Consider the following 20,471-nt stretch of genomic DNA (forward strand, 5'->3'; position numbering starts at 1 on the left):
GCAGCCGCCCCGCGCTGGCGCATTGCCGGCATTACCCGCCAATGGCCACCACCGTCGGCGCCGCAGTGGATGCGGCGCGCGGAGGCGCGCTTAGAGGTCCAGGACCAGGCGCTTGCCTTTGCAGCCTGACACGCAAACCATCATGGTCTGGTTCGACTCGCGCTCGCTCTTGCTGAGCACGCCGTCGCGGTGTTCGGGAATGCCTTCCAGCACACGCGTTTCGCACGAGCCGCATACGCCTTCCTTGCAGCTGTGCTCCACGGCAATGCCCGCTTCGAGCAAGGCATCCAGCAAGGACTTGCCTGCGGGCACTTTCAGCTCGCTACCCGTGCTTGCGAGTGCCACGGTGTACTCGCCTTCCTGGACTGCCGCTACCGACGGGTCGGCGGCAAAGCGTTCGATATGCACTTCGGGGTAGCCGTGAGCGGCGCAGGCGGCTTCGAAGGCATTGAGCATCGGGCCCGGGCCGCAGCAGTAGAAGTGCGTGGTTGCCGCTTCCCCGGCCAACAGCGCCGACAGGTCCGGCGGGCTGCCCGCCTCGTCGTCGAAGTGCATGCGCACCGCGTCGCCGTAGGCGGCCAGCTCGTCCGCGAAGGCCGCTTCCGCACGCGAGCGCGCGCAGTAGAGCAATGTGAAGGAGCGCCCGAGTTCGTGCAAACGACGCGCCATGCACACGATGGGCGTGACGCCGATGCCGCCGGCCACCAGCACCGTGTGGGCCGCGCCCTCTTCCAGCGCGAAGTGGTTGCGCGGCGCCGCCACGGTGAGCGTGCTGCCCACGCGCAGTTGCTCGTGCACGTAACGCGAACCGCCGCGGCTTGCGCGGTCGAGCAGCACGCCCACCACGTAGCGGTCGCGCACTTCCGGCGCGCCGCACAGCGAGTAGCTGCGCACCAGGCCATTGCCCAGATGCAGGTCGATATGCGCGCCCGGCGCGTACTCGGGCAACGCATGCCCTTGCGGATCGCGCAGTTCCACGCTGACGATGCCGTGCGCTTCGAAACGCATGGCCTGCACGCGCAGGTTCAGGGATTGGCTGGTACTCATGGCACTTCCTTCGGTTGCTTCGTGTTGCTTCGTGTTGCTTCGTGTTGCTTGTCTCGCCCGTGTTGCCTGTGTTGCCTGTACTGCTACGCCGTGCTCAGCGCTTTTCCGTCAGGAACTTGACCTGCGGGCCACCTGCGTTCTTCTGCCGGCGCGTATTGCCATCCAGGCCGCCTTCCACCGCCCACTCGGCGAACATGGTCGGACCCGGCTCGAAATCGCGCGGCTCCCAGTCGGCGTCCAGCTGGTCCTCATCGGCGTAGTACTCGATCAGGCCGCCGGCCGGATTCTTGAAGTACCAGAAATACGCCGACGAAATCGGATGCCGGCCCGGGCCGAGCTGCGTATCCCAGCCGCTGCGCGACACATGCAGGCCACCGCCGAACACCTCGTGGATGTCGCGCACGGTGAATGCCACATGGTTCAGGCCGCTCTTGGCCTGCGGCAGCTGCAACAGGAACAGGTCGTGGTGGCCGCCATCCGGCGCGCAGCGCAGGAAGGCGCCGCGGCCCGGATAGTGGTCCGACGGCACGAAGCCCAGCTTCTCGGTATAGAAGCGCTCGGTAGCGGCCACGTCCTTGACGAAGAAGACCACGTGCCCTACCTCGATCGGCGTGGCGCGTTCGTAGATCGGGCTGCGCTGGTTCAGGCGCGGCTTGTCGTTCCATGTGTTCATGGCAGCGCACTCCACCTCGACGTCGTGCTTGCGGGTCAGCTGGAAACGCACGGTCAGGCCGTTGGGATCGATGCAGCCCACGCGCTCGCCGTGCTCACCCGCGCTGACGAAGCCCGGCTCGGCGCGGATGGCATCCGCGATTCGGTCCAGCGCGGCCTGCGTATCCACGCCCCACACCACTTCGCGCAGCGTCGGGCCGTCTTCCATCGCCGCCGGCAACGCCGGGTCGTCGGTGCGGCGCACCAGCACGCGGCAGCCGTTGAGCGTTTCGAAATCCAGCCCGGCCGGATCCTCGCGCACCAGCGTGAGGCCCCAGTCGGCGAAGAAGCGCCGGCAGGCGTCCAGGTCGTCGGCACCGTAGACGATCTCGTCGATGCCCAGAATCGTGTTCATTACCCTCTCCTGCTGTGTCGCTTTTGCAGCGTCCAATGTCGTCGTGCTCACTTAGTTTGCCCACGGCAGCGGTTGTTCATGCATGCCCCAATACACGCTCTTCTGCTCCATGTACTGCAGGATGCCCAGTCGTCCTTTCTCGCGCCCCAGCCCGCTGTCGCGCCAGCCGCCGAACGGCGTCGAGATCGAGAACTGCTTGTACGTATTGATCCACACATTGCCGGCCTGCACCGCACGCGCAAAGCGCCAGGCGCGCTTGTAGTCGCGCGTCCACACGCCCGCCGCCAGCGCGTACACGCTGTCGTTGGCCTGCGCGATCAGGTCGTCCTCGTCGTCGAAGGCCATCGCCACCAGCACCGGCCCGAAGATTTCCTCCTGGCACACGCGGGCGCTGTTATCCAGCCCTTCGATAATGGTGGGCGTGTAGAAGTAGCCGTTCTCGCAACCCGCCACGGTGGGGCGCACACCGCCCGTGCGCAGCTGGCCGCCTTCGGACACGCCGAGCGCCACATACGATTCGATCGAGTCGCGATGCCGGTCGCTGATCAGCGGCCCCATCTGGGTACCCTCGTCGGCCGGATCGCCCACGCGCAGGCGCGCCGCGCCCGCTGCCAGGCGGTCCATGAAAGGCTCATACAAGGATCGTGCCACGAACAGGCGCGAGCCCGCGATGCACGACTCGCCCGAGGAACTGAAGATGCCGTAGAGCACGCCGTTGACGGCATGGTCCAGGTCCGCATCCTCGAACACCATGGTGGGCGACTTGCCACCCAGTTCCAGCGACACCGGCATCATCTTGTCGGCGGCGATGTGGGCGATATGACGGCCCGTGGTGGTGCCGCCGGTAAAGGACACGCGGCGCACCAGCGGGTGCTTGGTAATGGCGTCGCCGATCACCGAGCCCTTGCCCGGCAGCACGCTGACGAGGCCCTTGGGCACGCCGGCTTCCTCGCAGATGGCCGCGAGTTCCAGCGCCATCAGCGGCGTGATCTCGGCGGGCTTGATCACCACCGCGTTGCCGGCGGCCAGCGCGGGCGCCAGCTTCTGCGCCTCGCTGGCGATGGGCGAGTTCCACGGCGTGATTGCCGCCACCACGCCCATGGCTTCGTGCACGCTCATGGTGAGGAAATCACCACGAGCGGGCGTGAGCGTCTCCTCCAGCGTTTCGCACGCCGCCGCGAAGAACTGGAAGGTGCCGGCGGCGCTGGCCACCAGCGCGCGCGTCTCGCTGATGGGCTTGCCGTTGTCCAGGCGCTGGCGCTGAGCGAGAGGCTCGGCGCGCGCGCGGATCAGGTCGGCCACGCGATGCAGCACGGCAGCGCGCTCGTGCGGCTTGCGTTGTGCCCAGCCGCTGGTGAGGAACGCGCGATGCGCGCCCTGCACGGCCTCTTCCACGTCGTCCAGGCTGGCCGCGTTCAGTTCCGCGACGACCTCGCCGGTGGCCGGGTAGCGCGTGGCGTAGCGCTCGCCGCCGCCCAGGCGCCACTGGCCTGCGATACAGATGGGGAGAATCTCTTGCTTCATGATGATTGCCTTGCTGCGCCTGTTGGCTGCTTAAATCGACATGGCGTGGGCACGGTTGCCCAGCGCACGCACCACGCTGAACACTGTCAACGCAGAAGTCTTGGGGTTCGCTGCCAGCGGCTTGCCGCGCATGGTCAGCTCGAATCCACCGAAGGCGCCGCGCGCTTCCACGTGGTGCACGTTTTCATCCACGCCCGGATCCGCCAGCAGCTTGACCTGCGTGTGGTCCAGCCCAAGGCCGGCCATCGACAGCGTGGCCGCCACGTTGGCGTTCTTCGGGTAGAGCCGCGCCGCTTCGCGTGCGGTGCCTTCGAAGATCACCGTGGCTTCGGTCAGCGCAGCAAGGTCGAACATCGCCTCGGCCGGCGTGTCCTTCCACGCGCCGGGCGGCTTGCGCCCGGTGTAGACCACCGAGTCCAGCCCGCCCACGCGCGCTGCCGCCAGTGCGTCGATGGCGCCGATGGCGCCGGAGAGCAACTGCACTTGCGTGCCGCCGCGCCGTGCCGCCGCCTCCAGCCGCTCGGCCAGGCCCGGCTCGGAAAGCGCGCCCACCGACACCACCATGCAGGCGATGCCGCGCTCCAGCGCCGGCACGATGTGCTCTTCCAGCGCATGGTGGCCGGCGCACTCCACCAGCAGGTCAGGCCGTCCGTCCGCCTGGCTCAGGCAGGTGGCAACCCGTGCGTGCGGCGCCAGCGCCGAGACATCATGGCGGGCCTGGTCCATCTGGGCCTCGGGCACCACCACCACGTCGAACACCACGTCCGGATCGCTCTTGAGCAGTTCGAGCACACCGCGCCCGATCGCTCCGCATCCCACCATCGACACGTGCAGCATGTTGCGTCTCCCTCAGGCGGTCACGGTGCTGCGTTCGGCCGCGCGTGCGGTCTTCTCAGCGTCGGCGTCGGCTTCCTTGTTGACCGGCGGGCCTGCGAACGCGGTCTTGAAGGTGCCGATGGACAGCATGTCGATCTCCAGCAGGAACGGACCGGGTTCGATGGTGGCTTCTTCCAGTGCCGCACCAACGTCCGCCAGGTTGCTGACGCGGCGATGGCGCAGCGCCAGCGATTGCGACAGTTGCGCGTAGTCCGGCGTATGCAGGTCCACGTAGTGGCGCCGTCCGCCGTACTGCGCGTCCTGGATGTTCTTGATCACGCCGTAGCCCTTGTCGTTCATCAGCACGAAGACCACGTCGGCACGCTCCTGCACAGCCGTGGCGAGCTCACCCAGGTTCAGGATGAAACCGCCGTCGCCGGCCAGGCAGAACGTCTTCTTGCCGGATGCCGTGACAGCCGCGCCCACCGCGGCGCCGATGCCCATCGCCAGGCCCTGGCCGATGCCGCCGCCCAGCGCGTGCACGCCGGCACGGGAGTCGAAGATGCGCAGTTGGCGATTGCCCCAGGTGCTGTTGGAGACGGTGACGTCGCGCACCCAGTTGAAGTTGCGGCCGACGGCGCCTTGCAGCGCTTCGACCAGCGCCGAGTACGGGCCAAGGCCGTCGATCAGGCCACCCATGGCGGTCTCATGCGCGCGGCGCAGATCAGCGGCGAAGTTCGGGTCCACCTTGAGCTTGCCTTCCAGGCGATCGGCCAGGCCGTCGAGTGCCAGCGCTGCATCGCCACTGGCGAAGTAGTCGCTCTGGTAGCAACGGCCCTCGGCGGAGGCATCGGCGTCCACGCGGAACAGCGGGCGCGGCAGCTTCAGTTCGTACTTCAGCGTTTCATTGCCGCGCAGGCGCGAGCCGACCACCAGCATGGCGTCGCAGGTCTGGTAGAACTGCTCCACCGGCTTGTGCAGGTTGAAGGCACCCAGCGAGCGGGGATCGTCTTCTGCCACGATGCCGCGGCCTTGCGTGCTGGTGACCACGCCAAAGCCCAGCGCCAGCAGGCGCTTGACCTGCGCGCCGGCGTGGCGTGCGCCGCCGCCCAGCCACAGCAGCGGGCGCTTTGCCTTTGACAGGCGCTCGGCCAGTTCGTCCAGCGCATGGGCCGACGGCACATGGGTGGGAATCGCCAGCGGGCGCAGGTCGGTCGGCATCGGGATCAGCGCGGCCTGGATGTCGATGGGGATTTCCACGCTGACGGGGCCGGTCGGCGCGGTCAGCGCGGTTTGCACGGCGAGCTTGATGGTGCTCAGCGCGGTATCGGCGCTGCGGATGCGGAACGCGGCCTTCGAGATGGCCTTCAGCATGGTCAACTGATCCGGCGCCTCGTGGATGTAGGCCAGGCTCTGGTCCAGGTACGGCGTTTCGATCTGGCCGGTCAGGTGCAGCAGCGGCGTGCCGGCGGTCAGTGCTTCGACCATGGCGCCGGCGGCGTTGCCCGCAGCGGTACCGGTGCTGGTCAGGCACACGCCGAGGCCACCGGTGGTGCGGGCGCAGGCGTCGGCCATATTGGTGCCGCCGGCTTCGCCGCGCGCGGGGACGAAGCGGATCTTGCCGCGCTCGCCCATCGCGTCGAGGATGGGCATGTTGTGGATCGAGATCACGCCGAACGCAGCCTTGACGCCGCATTGTTCGAGGAAGGCGGCGATGGCGTAGCCCACCGTGACTTGTTTCTGTTCGTTACGCATGACGGGAAAGTCCTCCGGAAATATCGATATGGCTGCCCGTGGTGTACGAAGACAACGGCGAGGCAAGGAACAGGATCGCGCGCGCGGCTTCCTGCGGCAGGCCAAGACGGCCAAGTTGAATATGTTTTTGCTGCGCCAGGCGCGCGGTCCACGCGGCCCAGTCGAGGTCGCGCTCGGCTTGCGGGCGCGCTTCGAAACGGCGGCGCCACTGGCCCGACTCGACCAGGCCGAGCAGGATGCCGTTGACGCGGATGCCCTTGGGGGCGAATTCGGTAGCCAGCGAGCGCACCAGGTTATGCACGCCGGCACGCGCTGCCGACGTTGCCACCATATGCGGCTCGGGTTGCACGGCCAGCAGCGAGTTCACGCAGACGATGGCGGCGCTGTCCGAGCGCTCCAGCTGCGCAAGGAATGCACGCGTGGCATGGATCACCGAGAAAAACTTGAGCTGCAATTCTTCGAGCCATGCCGCGTCCTCGGTGTTCGCGAAGGTGGACACGCGGCCCTGCCCTGCGTTGTTGACCAGCATGTCGGCCGGGCCGAGCGCAGCCTCGCTGGCGGCGGCGAAGTCTGCCACCTGGGCGGGATCCAGCACGTCGCAGGCAGCGGCGTACAGTCGCGCATCGGGAAAGCGTGCGCGCAGGCCGCTTTCCGCTTCGCGCAGCCGCGCTTCGTTGCGCCCGCACAGCGCCACCGCGGCGCGCGACTCCAGCAGTTGTTCGACGGTGGCCAGGCCGATGCCCGAGGATCCACCCGTGACGACGGCAACCTTGCCGTCGAGTTCAATCATGGACATCGTCCTCACTCCCGATACAGGTTGACCACCTTGCCGTGCTCGCGCGGCCGGTAGTCCAGCAGGCGAGACAGCTCGCCCGCGGTGTCTCTGACTTTCTCTTCCATCATGTCCAGTTGCTCCGGATCGATGCGCGAGGCCGGGATGGTCACGCCGAGCGCGGCCACCACCTTGCAGCTGCGGTCACGCACAGGCGCCGCGATGGTCGAGATGCTGGCCTCGAAGAAGGCTTCCTGCAGCACCACGCCGCGTTCGCGGTCGCGCTGCACCATCTCGAACAGTTCTTCGACCGTGCCTGGCGTGCTGGGCGAGAACGCTTCGAGGCGCGGCTCGGGATAGAGCTGGCGCAACTCGGCCAGCGTCAGGTCCTCGAGCAGCACGCGCCCAAGCACGGTGGCGTGCGCCGGCAGGCGGGTGCCCACGGTGACCGAACTGCTGAACGGCGTGGGCGCCACCGACTTGGCCACATAGACGATCGAGCGGCCGTCGCGCACCACCAGGTTGCACGGGTAGCGGATGTCGTCGCGCAACCGGTCCAGCAGCGGGCGCCCCAACTCGGTGAGTTCCAGCGAAGCCAGGTACTCGAAGCCCAGGCGCAGCACGGCCATGCCGAGACGGTAGTCGCGCCCGCCGTCGGTGCGCTCGACAAAGCCCATCGACTCCAGCGTGGCCAGCAGGCGGAACACGGTTGAGCGCGGCACCTTGAGCCGGCGCGCCAGGTCGGCCGCCGACAGGGTACGGTCGCGCCGGCTGAACTCGGCCAGCAGGCGCAGGCCGCGTTCCAGTCCGGGCACGATGTACTTGTCCTGGGTGTCTTCCAACAGGCGTTCTTGCGTCATGAGTGGGCTCGTGTTTCAACTTGGCCGGCGCCTGGGCTGCAGCGCCGGCCGCGTGCGGTTCAGCGCTTGACCTTGGTAAGCGGATGCTCGGGCGGGTACGTCGGCGTGATCGGCTTCTTGGCGCCGAGCATCACGCACATCAGCGCGTCTTCCTCGCCGATGTTGATTTCCTCGCGGTACACGCCCGGCGGCACCGAGACCAGGTCGCGGTCGGTCAGGATGGTTTCGAATCGCTCGCCGTCCTTTTCCAGGATCAGCTTGATCTTGCCGCGCATGACGAAGAAGACTTCTTCCACGTCCGTGTGCAGGTGCGACGGGCCTTCGTGGCCGGCCGGGATGATCATGGTCGAGAAGGTGAAGTTTTCGGACGGCACGGTATTGGTGTCGGTGGCCACGCCGGTGCCGCCGGTGCCGAGGTAACGCATCTGCGCACGGCGATACTTGGGATCGTAATCAGCCTGGAACTTCAGTGCGTCCCAGTCGTAGCGGCGGGTGGAGAAGCGCGCAACGCGGCTCTCCATCCACTGGTCAAAGGAAGCGCCGGACGGCTGCTCCCAGGAACGCTTGATGTTTTCTTGTTGGGAAAGATCGCTCATTTGGATTCCTTCTAGCTCAGTGCATGACGAAGCCGCCGTTGACGGCCAGCGTCTGGCCCGTCACGAAGCGGGACAGGTCGGAGAGGGCAAACAGCACGGCCCCGGAAACATCCTCGGGTAGCTGCTCGCGGGAGATCGCGCGTTGCTCGCGATAAAGGTCGCGCCTGTTCTGCGGCACGTATTCGGTGGCCTCCACCAGGGTCAGCCCCGGTGCGATGGCATTGACGGTGATCTGGTCGTCGCCCAGCTCGCGCGCCAGCGAACGGGTCATGCCGATGATCGCGCTCTTGCTGGCCACATACGCCAGCAGGTTGGGCGCGCCCCACAGCGGCGTGTCGGAAGCGAGGTTGATGATGGCGCCGCGGCCCGAGGCGCGCAGCGCCGGCAGGCAGGCGGTGGTCATCAGCCAGGTGCCGCGCACGTTGATGTTCATCACGCGGTCCCAGGTGGCGATGTCGATGGCGCTGGCGTCGCGGCCGCCGGAGTCGGTCACCGCGGCGTTGTTGACCAGGCCGTCCAGGCCGCCGAGCCCGGCCGCCGCGGCGGTGGCGCAAGCGCTCACCGATTCGGGGTTGCCCAGGTCGAGCGCGAACGGCAGCACTTTCAGCCCACGGGCCTGCAACGCAGCCGCTTCCTCATGCAAGCGGTCCGCGAGGATGTCGGCCATGGCGACGGCGGCGCCGGCTTCGGCAATCGCGGTGGCAAAGGCCAGGCCAAGCCCGCGCGCCGCGCCGGTCACCAGCACGCGGCGGCCGGCCAGCAGGTTGTTGCGGTCGAGCTCAGGCATGGTTAGCCACCCCGCCCGCGCCTACGGACTTCAACATGGCGACCGGCTCGTCGGCGACTTCCTGGTCGGCACGGCGGCGCAGCAGGCGGCGCACGCGGGTGATGCCGACATCGTGCTGGTACAGCGTTTCATGCTCACGCGCATTCGGCGCCATCATTTCCAGCACCACGCGGTCCTGCTCCAGCACATCCCAGTGCAGGCCTTCCAGGCGGTTGCGGTACAGGAAGCGCCAGACATCGCGCTCCCAGCCTTGCACGTGACGAGTGCGCCAGAAGAACACCATGCAGTGCTCCTCATCCACCGGCGTGGCGATGCCAACGATGCCAAAGGGACCGCCCGGCCCCACCTTGGCGCGATAGGGAATCGCCAGGCGCAGCCACATCGTGCCGGTCTCGCCGAACTCCACCCAGTCGAAGTTCACGCCGCGCTGGCCGGTCTTCTCGAACACCAGGCCGGTGTCGGTCTCGCGCACGGCCATCACAGCCTGCTTTTCGCCGCTGGCCATCGAGTGCGACACCGCGTGCAGGTAGGCGCCGTGCATCGGGTCCATGACGTTGTCGATGGCGTAGCGGTAGTTGCAGTCCCAGTGCGCCACGCACAGGAAATTGGTGTGCTCCTCGCTTTCCAGTTCTTCCGGCAGGCGCAGCGCATCGGCTTGCACCGGAGCGCGTTCACCGAACCACAGGAAGATGGCGCCGGCTTTTTCCTGCACCGGGTAGCTGCGCACGCAGGTCTTGCCTTCCAGCGGGCAGCTGTCCACGGCCGGCACGCTCTTGACCTGGCCATCGCCGCCCACTTCCACGCCGTGGTACCAGCATGCCACGCGATCGCCAAGGTTCCAGCCCATCGACAGGCGCGCGCCGCGGTGCGGGCAGCGATCTTCCAGCGCGTGCACCTGGCCTTCGCCATCGCGCCACAGCACGATGTTCTGGCCCAGGCGCGTGATGCCGATCGGTGCATGCGTGACCGCCCACGCGGCCGATACCGGATACCAGTAGTTATGCAGGCCGGTGTTCAGGCGCGCCTCAGCACGCGCTTGCTTGTTCGATTCCATTGTTTGCTCTCTTGCGGGTATCGGATTGGATCGCTCTTTCGAGGGGCGTCTTGTTACAGCCCTTCGCGGCGCAATCGCTTTGATGTTCTTGCTGCGTGCTGCCTCGTTCAGGCGCCCAGGCGGCGCATTTCGGCGAGGAAGCGCTCTTCGGTCCAGGCCTGGCCGTCCGCGCCCAGCAAGCCCGCCTGGTTGAACGAACGCACGATGTCTTCCGGGCTTTTCGCGCCGGCTTCGAAGGCGGCTTCCAGCGCATCGCCCAGCGCGTCTTCGTAGGCGGTGGGCACTGCGACGCGGGTCTGCCACACGATGTTGGCCACCTTGCCGGGCTGCTCGATGTGGCCCTTGCCGGCGACATTGTTGGGAGCCGGGCGCTCCCAGGGCGCCAGATTCGGGTTGTATGCGAGGTTTTCCATTGCGCTACTCCTTTCCCTTATTGCCAACCGGCTAACCGAGCGTTTTGTTTTACCTATAAAACGCTGATTTAAATATTGAACACAGACACCACTATAGACAACGAAACTTCAAAAATTGACTGGGGTTTACCCTCTAGATAAGCCGATGCCACGGGAACGTGGCATGGCGTCGGCGCGGCGGCCTGAGGCGGGTGGGTACGACGGGACGGGATGGGGAAGGTTAAGCCACGGCAAGCCCGTGGCGAATCCACTGCGCGACCCGGCCGGCCTGCTCCACATAGCAGGCATGCCCGGCATCCGGGACCAGCTCGAACGGCAAGGCGAAGCGCTCCGCCAGCGCCGCGCACCCGGGCGGCGGCGTCACGACGTCCAGCGCGCCGCATCCGACCCGCACACTGACGCCCTGCCCCCGGCGCCCGAGGTAATCGTCAATGGCATCGCCGCACAGCATCGCCACCGCCTGCCGGTAGCCGTCCGGATCCAGGCGACGCATATTCCAGCGCACCCAGGCCTGCGCATCGGCGCTGGCCGCGGCGCTCAGCAGGCGGCCGGGACCCCGCTCGGCCAGGCCTTCCACGCCCAGGGCCGCGAGCGCATCGAGCCGCTGGCGCGCCACATCCCGTGCCTTGCCCTCCTTGCCGGGGCCGCCGTATCCCTGCGCCGGGCTAAGCAGCAGCAACTGCACGGGCAGCAATTCCGGCCCTGCCTCGGCCACATAGGCGGCCGCCATCAGCGCGCCGAGCGAGTGCCCCACGATCACATCGGGCCGTACGTCCAGGGCGTGCATCAGGTCCTGCAGGCGCTGCGCGTAGTCGGCAGCCTTGGGCGCCGCGATGGGCAGGGCCTGCGAATTGCCATAGCCGGGCGCGTCCCACGCGATCACGCGGGCGTGTGCCGCCAGCAGGCTTGCGCACGGCAGCCAGGAGGCCGCGCCGGAACTGATGCCATGCAGCAGCACCACGACAGGCCCGCGGTTGCCGCCGCACCGGTAAGCGAGCTGCGCGCCGTCGCGAGCGGCGGCAATGCGCCGCTCGGTGAAGCCGGTATCGAGTGCGCGGAGCAACTCGGCAGCCGGCTGGGGTGCCTGCGCTTGATGATTTTGTTCCATATATGAAACCATAGTTTGCGAATAAAACCTAGGAAATATAGACCGCCTGAATCTGGAAATTGATCCGGGTTAACCCCTCCGAAAAAAATTTCGCCAGGCCCGGCTCGGCGCCGATGTCGGAGCACCGCAGATCCCCTTTTTGGCGCAGTTGCCTTGCGCAGCCGTGCGTACCAATACAGGCGCGGCTCCCCGGCATGGCGGCGCGCGCGCGCCCTTCGCTCTTGCGCAGCAAGGTGCGCGACAAGGTGCGCAGGCGTGCCGTTCTGGTGCAGGCCACTCGTCGCTTCTCCACATCACTAGGGATTACCCACCCATGTGTTTCCCGAAATGACCAGCTATATTTTGCTCGTTGTTTCTTATGTAGTCTGATGTTTTACCTATAAAACACAAAAAGCCGAAAAGTGCACCAAGCAGCATGCATCGACCCGGCTCAGAGATGGCCTGACGAAGCGCTGCAACGCCAACCAAACGACACGGCGGCAAAGGAAAAGGAAGAGGAATAGAACGATGAAACTTGGACGGATTGCACTGGCTGCCCTTGCAGCAGCAGTACCCATGCTGGCCTCGGCCCAATCGACGGTGACGCTGTATGGCGTCGTCGATACCGGCGTCGAGTATGTGAACAATGTTGGCGCGGCGAAGGACAACGTGTTCCGCGTGAACACCCTGACGGCCACGGTGCCGTCGCGCTGGGGCATCCGCGGCACGGAAGATCTCGGCGGCGGGCTAAAGAGCCTGTTCGTGCTCGAATCCGGCTTCGCCCCCGATTCCGGCACCTCCAACCAGGGCGGACGGCTGTTCGGCCGGCAAGCCTTGGTTGGGCTCTCCGGGCCCTGGGGCCAGGTCGCCCTGGGCCGCCAGTACACCATGCTCTTCTGGGCCACGCTGGATCCGGATATTCTCGGGCCCAACGTGTACGGCTCCGGCTCCCTCGACAGCTACCTGCCGAATGCCCGCGCCGACAACGCCATCTCCTACAAGGGCACGTTCGGCGGCTTCACGCTGGGCGCCACCTATAGCATGGGCCGCGACACGGTAAACGCGGGCCCGAGCCCGGCCGGCACCAACTGCGCGGGCGAGAATGCGGCCGACAGCAAGCAATGCCGCGAATGGTCGGCCATGCTCCAGTACGACAACAAGTGGTGGGGCGTGGCCGCGGCCTATGACTCGCTGCGTGGCGGGCCTGGCGCGTTTGGCGGCCTGACCAAAAGCAGCCTGACGGACGACCGGCTCTCGCTCAACGGCTACGTGCTCCTGTCCAAGACCAAGATGGGCCTGGGCGTGATCCGCCGCGACAATGACGGCAGCCCGACGCCGCGCAGCGACCTCTGGTACGCGGGCCTGGCGTATGACATCACGCCCGCGTTCACGCTGGCCGGCCAGGTCTACTACCTCAAGTACCACAACAGCGCCAACAAGGCGATGCTGTACGCGCTGCGTGGCACCTACGCCTTCTCCAAGCGCACCTCCGTGTACGCCACGGCTGGCTTCATCGACAACGGCGGCCAACTCGCCCTGTCGGTCAGCGGCGCCCAGACGGGTTCCAACCCGAAGCCGGGCGGCAACCAGCTGGGCACGATGATCGGAATCAAGCACACGTTCTAAGCGCCGGCGCGTCGCTGCGCGGCACCGGCGGGCATGCGGCGCGCAACGCGCTGCATGCCCGCACGAAGTCTATCTGGAGGCGTTTCCCCATGAAGCTCGCAACTCGCAACCTGTTTGCTGCCATCGCGACCACGACTGCCATGATGGCAGGCGGCGCTTGGGCGCAGGCCTACCCCACCAAACCCATCACGCTGGTCGTTGCCTACCCGGCCGGCGGCGACACCGACGTGCTGGCCCGCCTGCTCGCCGAAAGCTTTCGGCGCGCCTGCGCCAGTCCGTGGTGGTCGAGAACCGCACCGGCGCCGCCGGCACGATCGGCAGCTCGTACGTCGCCAAATCCGCTGCCGATGGCTACACCTTGCTGGTCGCACCCAACACCGTTGCGATCGCGCCGCTGGTGCTCAAGAACGGCACGGGCGCCAGCTACGACGTGCGCAGCGATTTCACGCCGGTTGCCCAGCTTGGCGTGCAGTCGCTGTTCGTGGTCGTCAACAAAGGCACGGGCATCACCAAGCTGCCCGAGCTGGTTGCGCGCGCCAAGGCGGGTACGCTGCAGACCTACGCGACGCCCGGCAACGGATCGCCCATGCACATTCTTGGCGAGCTGTTCAACAAGGCCGCGGGCGTGAATATCGCGCAGGTGCCGTATCGCGGCACCGCACCGGCGGTGGTCGACGTGCTCGGCGGGCAAGTGCCGATGACGTACTCCACGCTCGGCGCGGTGGCGCAATACATTGGGACGGGCGCGATCGTACCGCTGGCCGTGGCGGACATGAAGCGCTCGCCGTTCGCGCCGAACGTGCCGACGCTCGCGGAGCTGGGCTACAAGGATGTAGAGGTGGGCGCCTGGCAGGCGCTGCTGGCGCCGAAGGGACTGCCGCCGGAGCTGGTGAAGACGCTGAATACGCACGTCAACGACATCCTGAAAATGCCTGACGTGGTGGCGCGCATGGCAACCATCGCCATCACGCCCGTTGGTGGCGAGCCCTCTGCGCTAAGCAAGCTGATCGCGTCGGACTCGACACGCTACGCCAAGATCGTCAAGGAGTTCGGCATCCAGGCCGATTGATGAACTAACGCGTTGATCCTGTGCCCGGCAACGGCGTCCGGTTTCCCGAGCGGGAACCGGACGCCGATTGCTTCTAGCGCGCCCTAGCGCTGCCCGAAACTGGCATCGATGAACAGGTCCTTGTACTCGCGCGGCTGCGAGCGCCAGTATTGCTTCGGCGCATGCACCTGCGCGCCAAGCTTGGCCGCCGCATGCCACGGCCAGCGCGGATCGTAGAGCATGGCGCGCGCCAGCGACACCGCATCGGCTTCGCCGTTGGCAATGATGGCTTCCGCCTGCTCCGGCTCGGTGATAAGCCCCACAGCGATGGTCGGCAAGCCCACCTCTGCCTTGACCCGCTGCGCGTAAGGCACCTGGTAGCCCGGACCCAGCTTGATCGCCTGCGCCGGCGAAACGCCGCCGGTGGTCACATGGATGGCCGCGCAGCCACGTGCCTTGAGCGCGTTCGACAGCGCGATCGTGCCTTCGATATCCCATCCGCCGGGCACCCAGTCGGTGGCCGAGATGCGGGCCCAGACCGGCTTGTCCGCGGGAAATGCCGCGCGCACGGCGTCGAACACCTCGATGGGAAACCGCATGCGGTTCTCCAGGCTGCCGCCGTATTCGTCATCGCGCTTGTTCGCCAGCGGCGACAGGAACTGATGCAGCAGGTAGCCATGCGCCATGTGGAGCTCGATGCCATCGAGCCCGAGGCGTGCCGCGCGGATGGCCGCGGCCACGAAATCGTCCCGCACGCGGTCCATGCCCGCGCGGTCCAGCGCCATCGGCGCGTCCTCGCCCTCGGCATGCGGCACGGCGGATGGCGCCAACGTCTTCCAGCCCAGCGGCTGGTCCGGCCGGATCTGGCTGCCGCCCTCCCACGGGGCGTGGCTCGATGCCTTGCGCCCGGCATGCGCCAGCTGTATCGCCAGCGCAATCGGCGAATGCGCCCTGACTGCCTTGATCACCTTGCCGAGCGCTGCCTCGTTCGCATCCGAGTACAGGCCGAGATCTCCCGGCGTGATGCGCCCTTCCGGCGACACGGCCGACGCCTCGATGATCAGCATCGCGGCGCCGGACAACGCGAGCTGGCCGAGGTGGATCATGTGCCAGTCCGCCGCCGAGCCTTCCTCGGCCGAGTACTGGCACATGGGCGCGATCACGATGCGGTTTTCCAGCCGAAGATTGCCAATCGAAAAGGGTTGGAATAACTGACTTTCACTCATGGGGGAGACTCCTTGCTGTCTGTGGCGCCGGCTTGCGGCATGCATGGCTTTGCATTCTAGAACGCCTGGTTTTTTGCGTCGTCGCGCCATTTCAGTGCGCAGCCACCGCGAGCGGCGCGCGCCGGGTGACGAGATCGGCAATCAACGCCAGGCCCAGCGCCGTGGCGCCGCACAGGAAGATCAGCGCGTAGTTGTTGTGGGACAGCGTGAACAGGTACGAGTAGCCGTAGCCGCCAAGCGCCTGGAACAGCGCGAAGGCCGTGGTGGCGCGGCTCCACGCGGCGCGCTGCTCGGCATGGTCGTGCGGCACCATCTCGTGGATGCGCCCAAGCACGAGCGGCACGATGCCGGGCGTAAACAGGCCCAGGACCACGGTGGCGACGCCGACCAGGATCGGGTTGCCCGACAAGGCAAGCGTACCCACGGCAATTGCCTGCATCAGCAACGCGAGGCGATAGGCCGGGCCAAAGCCAATACGGTCGGCCACGTTGCCGCACACCAGGGGGCCGGCGATGGCCGCGACACCATACAGGACCCAGTAGCCGGCGCCGATCTCTGCGCCCCGGCCGAGGCCGCGCGCCACATAGTCGACCAGCAGCACCATGGCGGGCACCAGGCCCAGCGCGTTCGCGGCGTACTGGCCGTACAACACGCGCATGGCGGTGTCCTCGCGCTTGGCCGGCCGCGCATTCACGCTGGACGCTGGCACTGCCGGCGCCGCCGGTGCCCCGCCCGGCCAGCCAAACCAGCTCACCGCGGTGAGCATGGCCGCGAACACGCCCAGGCCAATCCACGTGTCCTTCAAGCCCAGTTGCAACAACCTGGGAATGATGGTGCCGGAGGCAGCAATGCCCAGCCCGAGCCCCAGGAAGATCATGCCGCTGGCAAAGCCGCGCCGGGCGGCCGGGATATGCGGCAGGATCGTGGTGGCTACCAGCACCATGATGGCGCCGCCGGACACGCCGGAGGCAAAGCGCCAGACAAAGAACCAGCTCACCGACAGCGGATACGCGCAGGCGAAGAACGCGGCGGAGGCGATCACCATCAACAGGCGCAGCGCGTTACGGTTCGACAGCGCCGTGGCGATCGGACGGCCAAGCAGCGCGCCGGCGAGGTAGCCGGCAAAGTTTGCGGCGCCCAGCGTCACCGCCTGCGATGACGTGAACCAGTGCGCGTGGATCAGCGGCGGGATCAACGGCGTGTAGGCGAAGCGCGCCAGGCCGATGGCGACCAGGCTTGCGCACAGGCCGGCAAGGGTGGCGTACAAGGCGCGGGCATCGAGTGTGGATGCCGTGGGACCGGGGAGCGTTGCGGTGTGCTCGGACATGATGCATTCCTGCGGATTCGGTGTGGTATTTGTGTTGGTATTTGTGTGCTTGTGCTTGTGCGGGCTCATGCCGAGCGTGGCCCGTCGGGCAACTGCGGCAGGCCAAGCAGGCTTAGCGCCGGCGCGACGGGCCCCGTCAGCAGCGCGCGTTCCGGGCGGACCCGGGCCAGGACCCGCACGCCGAGCAACACCGCTAGCAGATGCGCGGCCGCGTCCGCCGCCGGCAATATCACGGGGATCTCGCCGCTCGCCTGCCCCGCTTGCATGCAGCGCTGGAAAAAGTTCTGGATCTGTGTGAGTTCGTCGGCGATGCCTTTCCGGCAGGCTTCGTCGCCGGGTGTGGACTCCACGGCGGCATTGACCAGCATGCAGCCGCGGTGCCGTACGTCCGCGACCGAGCGCTCGATGATCTCGCCAAAGAATGCCGTAATCGCGTGGCCGGGCGATTGCGAGGACTCCAGCCGGGTGATGCGCTCACGCAAGGTGTGCTCGAGGTAGTGCTCCAGCGCGCGCAGGAACAAGCCGCGCTTGTCGCCGAAGGCGTTATACAGGCTGGGCTGGGTTAGACCCGTGCATTTGACGAGATCCCGGGTGGATGTGGCCTCGAAGCCATTGGCCCAGAACGCGTCTCCCGCGGCCTCCAGCACCTGCTGTTCATTGAATTCGCGTGGTCGCGCCATGGTTGCTCCGGCTTGCCTGACTCGTTGGGTGGGGCGGATATATTCTGTATCACACGATACAAAACAGATTATATATCGGACGATACAGAACGCAAGATGAAATGCGAGGGTGAGCCGCGAGCGAACCGGATCGGAGGGTGTTTTCATCAAATGATCATGTCCCTGGGCCCGGGGGCGGCAGGCAAAGCGCAGCACACTCCACATGGTGCGCGCTCAACCCCTGGGCCTTCCGCCTTTTCCAAGCGCGCTTGGATCATTTGATCAAACGCCATGTGCGACTTGATCATTCCGGGCAGCGTTCGCCGCACCTTCTCGCGTCGCGCGGGCATTCCCTCCCCGCCCGCGCAGGTCCTGTCACGCCACCGCAGCACTGGCCATGCCGCATGCAGTAACAGCGCATGGCCGGGCAGGCAGCGACATCTGGGGCAGGCAATGGAACGGAGCGGGGAAGGCAGGCAGGAGCCGCCGCTTGGCGCACATCTCGTCACGCCGCGTCGTGGCTACAGCCACCATGGCATCTACGTGGGCAACGGGAGGGTGATGCACTATGCCGGGCTGTCGCGCGGCTGGCAGCGCGGTCCGGTGGAAGAACTGGGGATGGCCCTGTTCGCCGCCGGCCATGTCATCGAGGTCAAGGCGGTCCCGCTAACGCCCGCTGTTGGCGAGGAGGCGGTCAGCCGTGCCCGCTCACGCCTGGGCGAAAACCGCTATCGCCTGCTGACCAACAACTGCGAGCATTTCTGCGCGTGGTGCCTGTATGGAGAGAGCCGCAGCGAACAAGTCCAAGGCTGTCTTGAGCATCCGTGGCGTGCGCTGCGCCTGCTTGGGGGCTTTGTGGCGATGTGGTGGCGCAACGCGCAGGTGGCAGGGGGCAGGCGACGCTCAGCCCAGGCTGGCGGACGCCAATTGCGGCCTGGACCGGCCACCGGTGACCAGATCGATCGCGGCGAGCACGTCCGCGATCTCAGGTACCACGCCGCGGGCGCCCACGGAGACGGACTGCCCCGGGGTGTTGATGCCGAAATGCTCGCTGTCGGTGACTGTGAACAGCATCACAGACGGCTTGCCCAGCGCATCGGCCAGGTGCACGAAGCCGGTATCGGTGCCAACGACCAGCGCGGCGGCGTCCACGCGCTGCGCGCATTCGGTGATGGTCATGCGCGGCAAGACTTCGGCGCCGGGAATCTCCGCTGCCAAGGCTTCGGATTGCTCGCGCTCGGAGGGCGAGCCCCAGGGCAACTGGATCTTGTAGCCGCTCTCGGTGAGCGTGCGGCCGACCGAGATCCAGCGCTGCGCGGGCCATTTCTTGGCCTCGACGGAGGTCGCGTGAAACAGCATCGCGCGCGGCACGCCATCGACGTTGAGCGGCGCGGCGGGCGCGGGCACGCGCAGCGCGTAATGCTCGACGGGATCCAGCGGATAGCCGAGCGCGTTGGCCACCACCATGCGCATCTTGTGGCGCGCGGTAGCGTCGCCATGCGGCCCGAAGATCTGCGTGTAGGCGAACACGGCACGCGCCTCGCCAAGGTACTCGGCGGCGTAGCCCAGGCGCCGGCTGGAGCGCGCCAGCCAGGCCACGATGGCGCTCTTGTATACGCCGTGCACGTCCACCACCACATCGTACTTCTCGCGGCGCAATGCCCACAGCGCGCCAAAGATGGCACGCAGGTCGGCCCAGCTGCGGGATTTCTTGAAACCGCGCAGCGGCGGCGCGATCACGCGATCCACGCCCACGGCCCAGCGCGGAATATCGGCACACGACGCATCGGCCACCCAGTCGATCTTGGCCTCGGGATAGGCGCGCCGCAGGTCGGACACCAACGGCAGCGTGTGCACCATATCGCCCAGCGAGGTGATCTTGATGAGGAGAATGCGTTTCATGGAAATGGAAAATCGGGTTGCGGACGGGTCTCGCCGGCTGGCAGCGAGGCCGTAGTATGCACCAGCCCCATGGGCGGCGCACCAATTTGCAAGCCCGGCGGCAGTCTGGCATGGGGTTCGCGCAGCACCCGGCGCCAGCCAGCTACATCCGCTGCCCGCCGCCTCCCGTCAGGGCCAATCAGGCCCTCTGCGGCCAACTCAGGCCCAGGCGGCAGCGCTAGCCACCACGGTGGCGAAGCGGTCATGCAGCGCCGCCAGGGAGTTACGGTGGATCTCCGCCGCCGAGAGCGGCGCCCCGCCCAGCGGGTCAGGCAGGTCGCGCGTGGCGCAGGCCGATGCCACCACCGTGCTGCGATAACCATGATCGAGCGCCGAGCGCACCGTGGCGCTGATGCACATATGCGTCTGGAAGCCCGCCACGATCAATTCCTTGCGCCCAAGCTTGTCCAGCATGGCGGCCAGCGTGGTGCCGGCGAAGCTGTTGGGCAGGCCCTTGACCACGGTATGCTCGCCGCCAAGCGGCTCCAGCCCTTCGATGATGGCCGCATAGGGGCCCTCGGGATCGAAGGCGCCGCCGCTGCCGGCCCGCCCGTGATGCACCACGTGCACCACCGGGCTGCCGTGGCGGCGCGCCAGCGCCAGGAGCTCGCCGCAGGCCGCGATGGCACCGGGCATGCCCACCAGCGGGAGCTTGCCGTCAACATACTCGCGCTGGTGGTCGATCAGCACCAGCGTAGCGGCCTCCCACGCCGAAGGAAGGCGGCTGGCGCCGGCAAGGTCGAGCAGGGTAAAGGGTGTGGCCATCATGGCTCCTTTTGCTTGTGCGTCAGGTATTGGAAACGGCTCCGGGATTCGTGGGCAGGCGCCACGAGGGCGACTACCATGCAAGCGATGATAAGCCGCGCT

19 protein-coding genes and 2 pseudogenes are annotated in these 20,471 nt (G+C 67.0%); 3 read left to right on the forward strand and 18 right to left on the reverse strand.

Annotated elements, in window-relative coordinates; translation table 11 throughout:
* Positions 1-90 precede the first annotated feature (90 nt).
* The 13 genes from OMK73_RS20470 to OMK73_RS20530 form a co-directional block, all read right to left on the reverse strand.
* A complete protein-coding gene (locus OMK73_RS20470) occupies positions 91-1,047 on the reverse strand; it encodes a PDR/VanB family oxidoreductase (RefSeq protein ID WP_267603722.1) in 957 nt (318 codons plus the stop codon).
* 94 nt (positions 1,048-1,141) lie between these two features.
* Positions 1,142-2,113 carry a VOC family protein gene (locus OMK73_RS20475; protein WP_267603723.1) on the reverse strand — a complete coding sequence of 324 codons (972 nt, stop codon included), beginning with the start codon at positions 2,111-2,113 and terminating at the stop codon, positions 1,142-1,144.
* Positions 2,114-2,164: 51 nt separating this feature from the next.
* Positions 2,165-3,637 carry an aldehyde dehydrogenase gene (locus OMK73_RS20480; protein ID WP_400094036.1) on the reverse strand — a complete coding sequence of 491 codons (1,473 nt, stop codon included), beginning with the start codon at positions 3,635-3,637 and terminating at the stop codon, positions 2,165-2,167.
* Positions 3,638-3,667: 30 nt separating this feature from the next.
* Entirely contained in the window at positions 3,668-4,474 is an 807-nt protein-coding gene (locus OMK73_RS20485; protein ID WP_267603724.1) for an aspartate dehydrogenase, read from the reverse strand.
* Positions 4,475-4,486: 12 nt separating this feature from the next.
* Positions 4,487-6,208, reverse strand: a complete 1,722-nt coding sequence (locus OMK73_RS20490; protein ID WP_267603725.1) for a thiamine pyrophosphate-binding protein — start codon at positions 6,206-6,208, stop codon at positions 4,487-4,489.
* On the reverse strand, positions 6,201-7,004 hold the full coding sequence (locus tag OMK73_RS20495) for an SDR family oxidoreductase (RefSeq protein WP_267603726.1): 804 nt from the start codon (positions 7,002-7,004) through the stop codon (positions 6,201-6,203). The genes OMK73_RS20490 and OMK73_RS20495 overlap by 8 nt, the downstream gene beginning before the upstream one ends.
* 5 nt (positions 7,005-7,009) lie before the next feature.
* The gene (locus OMK73_RS20500; RefSeq protein ID WP_267603727.1) at positions 7,010-7,840 is read right to left on the reverse strand and encodes an IclR family transcriptional regulator; all 831 of its coding nucleotides are present in this window, start codon (positions 7,838-7,840) and stop codon (positions 7,010-7,012) included.
* A gap of 59 nt (positions 7,841-7,899) precedes the next feature.
* The gene (locus OMK73_RS20505) at positions 7,900-8,436 is read right to left on the reverse strand and encodes a cupin domain-containing protein (RefSeq protein WP_267603728.1); all 537 of its coding nucleotides are present in this window, start codon (positions 8,434-8,436) and stop codon (positions 7,900-7,902) included.
* A 16-nt stretch (positions 8,437-8,452) separates the two neighbouring features.
* Positions 8,453-9,223, reverse strand: a complete 771-nt coding sequence (locus tag OMK73_RS20510; RefSeq protein WP_267603729.1) for an SDR family oxidoreductase — start codon at positions 9,221-9,223, stop codon at positions 8,453-8,455.
* Positions 9,216-10,277 carry an aromatic ring-hydroxylating oxygenase subunit alpha gene (locus OMK73_RS20515; RefSeq protein WP_267603730.1) on the reverse strand — a complete coding sequence of 354 codons (1,062 nt, stop codon included), beginning with the start codon at positions 10,275-10,277 and terminating at the stop codon, positions 9,216-9,218. The genes OMK73_RS20510 and OMK73_RS20515 overlap by 8 nt, the downstream gene beginning before the upstream one ends.
* 107 nt (positions 10,278-10,384) lie before the next feature.
* Complete coding sequence (locus tag OMK73_RS20520) at positions 10,385-10,690, reverse strand: recombinase-like helix-turn-helix domain-containing protein (RefSeq protein WP_267603731.1); 306 nt, start codon at positions 10,688-10,690, stop codon at positions 10,385-10,387.
* Between the two features lie 220 nt (positions 10,691-10,910).
* Positions 10,911-11,798: an alpha/beta fold hydrolase gene (locus tag OMK73_RS20525; RefSeq protein ID WP_267603732.1), complete on the reverse strand. Its 888-nt coding sequence runs from the start codon at positions 11,796-11,798 to the stop codon at positions 10,911-10,913.
* A gap of 28 nt (positions 11,799-11,826) precedes the next feature.
* The gene (locus OMK73_RS20530) at positions 11,827-12,075 is read right to left on the reverse strand and encodes a hypothetical protein (protein WP_267603733.1); all 249 of its coding nucleotides are present in this window, start codon (positions 12,073-12,075) and stop codon (positions 11,827-11,829) included.
* 230 nt (positions 12,076-12,305) lie between these two features.
* Between OMK73_RS20530 and OMK73_RS20535 the strand changes: the two genes are divergently transcribed.
* Both OMK73_RS20535 and OMK73_RS20540 read left to right on the forward strand, forming a co-directional pair.
* Positions 12,306-13,403, forward strand: a complete 1,098-nt coding sequence (locus tag OMK73_RS20535) for a porin (RefSeq protein ID WP_267603734.1) — start codon at positions 12,306-12,308, stop codon at positions 13,401-13,403.
* A gap of 89 nt (positions 13,404-13,492) precedes the next feature.
* Positions 13,493-14,472, forward strand: a pseudogene (locus tag OMK73_RS20540) (Bug family tripartite tricarboxylate transporter substrate binding protein).
* Positions 14,473-14,555: 83 nt separating this feature from the next.
* On the opposite strand, the gene OMK73_RS20545 reads toward OMK73_RS20540, so the two are convergent.
* The 3 genes from OMK73_RS20545 to OMK73_RS20555 all read right to left on the reverse strand — a co-directional run bounded on the left by OMK73_RS20545 (position 14,556) and on the right by OMK73_RS20555 (position 17,684).
* Complete coding sequence (locus OMK73_RS20545; protein ID WP_267603735.1) at positions 14,556-15,677, reverse strand: NADH:flavin oxidoreductase/NADH oxidase; 1,122 nt, start codon at positions 15,675-15,677, stop codon at positions 14,556-14,558.
* Between the two features lie 91 nt (positions 15,678-15,768).
* On the reverse strand, positions 15,769-17,004 hold the full coding sequence (locus OMK73_RS20550; protein ID WP_267603736.1) for a YbfB/YjiJ family MFS transporter: 1,236 nt from the start codon (positions 17,002-17,004) through the stop codon (positions 15,769-15,771).
* A gap of 65 nt (positions 17,005-17,069) precedes the next feature.
* Entirely contained in the window at positions 17,070-17,684 is a 615-nt protein-coding gene (locus OMK73_RS20555; protein WP_267603737.1) for a TetR/AcrR family transcriptional regulator, read from the reverse strand.
* Positions 17,685-18,116: 432 nt separating this feature from the next.
* Here OMK73_RS20555 and OMK73_RS20560 point away from each other — a divergent pair.
* Positions 18,117-18,509: pseudogene (locus tag OMK73_RS20560) on the forward strand (lecithin retinol acyltransferase family protein); the annotation flags it as partial.
* Positions 18,510-18,566: 57 nt separating this feature from the next.
* On the opposite strand, the gene waaC reads toward OMK73_RS20560, so the two are convergent.
* Positions 18,567-19,565 carry a lipopolysaccharide heptosyltransferase I gene (gene waaC, locus OMK73_RS20565; RefSeq protein ID WP_267603738.1) on the reverse strand — a complete coding sequence of 333 codons (999 nt, stop codon included), beginning with the start codon at positions 19,563-19,565 and terminating at the stop codon, positions 18,567-18,569.
* Between the two features lie 198 nt (positions 19,566-19,763).
* Positions 19,764-20,369, reverse strand: a complete 606-nt coding sequence (locus tag OMK73_RS20570; protein WP_267606448.1) for a cysteine hydrolase family protein — start codon at positions 20,367-20,369, stop codon at positions 19,764-19,766.
* Positions 20,370-20,471: the final 102 nt, after the last annotated feature.

The organism is Cupriavidus sp. D39, from assembly GCF_026627925.1.
Taxonomy (GTDB): Bacteria; Pseudomonadota; Gammaproteobacteria; order Burkholderiales; family Burkholderiaceae; genus Cupriavidus; species Cupriavidus ulmosensis.

Bases quoted from the DNA above. Each gene is read 5' to 3' on its own strand.
- OMK73_RS20555 (WP_267603737.1), bottom strand. From the start codon at position 17,684: ATGGCGCGACCACGCGAATTCAATGAACAGCAGGTGCTGGAGGCCGCG.
- OMK73_RS20515 (WP_267603730.1), bottom strand. From the start codon at position 10,277: ATGGAATCGAACAAGCAAGCGCGTGCTGAGGCGCGCCTGAACACCGGC.
- waaC (WP_267603738.1), bottom strand. From the start codon at position 19,565: ATGAAACGCATTCTCCTCATCAAGATCACCTCGCTGGGCGATATGGTG.
- OMK73_RS20525 (WP_267603732.1), bottom strand. From the start codon at position 11,798: ATGGAACAAAATCATCAAGCGCAGGCACCCCAGCCGGCTGCCGAGTTG.
- OMK73_RS20545 (WP_267603735.1), bottom strand. From the start codon at position 15,677: ATGAGTGAAAGTCAGTTATTCCAACCCTTTTCGATTGGCAATCTTCGG.
- OMK73_RS20475 (WP_267603723.1), bottom strand. From the start codon at position 2,113: ATGAACACGATTCTGGGCATCGACGAGATCGTCTACGGTGCCGACGAC.
- OMK73_RS20570 (WP_267606448.1), bottom strand. From the start codon at position 20,369: ATGGCCACACCCTTTACCCTGCTCGACCTTGCCGGCGCCAGCCGCCTT.
- OMK73_RS20480 (WP_400094036.1), bottom strand. From the start codon at position 3,637: ATGAAGCAAGAGATTCTCCCCATCTGTATCGCAGGCCAGTGGCGCCTG.
- OMK73_RS20495 (WP_267603726.1), bottom strand. From the start codon at position 7,004: ATGTCCATGATTGAACTCGACGGCAAGGTTGCCGTCGTCACGGGTGGA.
- OMK73_RS20550 (WP_267603736.1), bottom strand. From the start codon at position 17,004: ATGTCCGAGCACACCGCAACGCTCCCCGGTCCCACGGCATCCACACTC.
- OMK73_RS20470 (WP_267603722.1), bottom strand. From the start codon at position 1,047: ATGAGTACCAGCCAATCCCTGAACCTGCGCGTGCAGGCCATGCGTTTC.
- OMK73_RS20500 (WP_267603727.1), bottom strand. From the start codon at position 7,840: ATGACGCAAGAACGCCTGTTGGAAGACACCCAGGACAAGTACATCGTG.
- OMK73_RS20535 (WP_267603734.1), top strand. From the start codon at position 12,306: ATGAAACTTGGACGGATTGCACTGGCTGCCCTTGCAGCAGCAGTACCC.
- OMK73_RS20520 (WP_267603731.1), bottom strand. From the start codon at position 10,690: ATGGAAAACCTCGCATACAACCCGAATCTGGCGCCCTGGGAGCGCCCG.
- OMK73_RS20490 (WP_267603725.1), bottom strand. From the start codon at position 6,208: ATGCGTAACGAACAGAAACAAGTCACGGTGGGCTACGCCATCGCCGCC.
- OMK73_RS20510 (WP_267603729.1), bottom strand. From the start codon at position 9,223: ATGCCTGAGCTCGACCGCAACAACCTGCTGGCCGGCCGCCGCGTGCTG.
- OMK73_RS20485 (WP_267603724.1), bottom strand. From the start codon at position 4,474: ATGCTGCACGTGTCGATGGTGGGATGCGGAGCGATCGGGCGCGGTGTG.
- OMK73_RS20505 (WP_267603728.1), bottom strand. From the start codon at position 8,436: ATGAGCGATCTTTCCCAACAAGAAAACATCAAGCGTTCCTGGGAGCAG.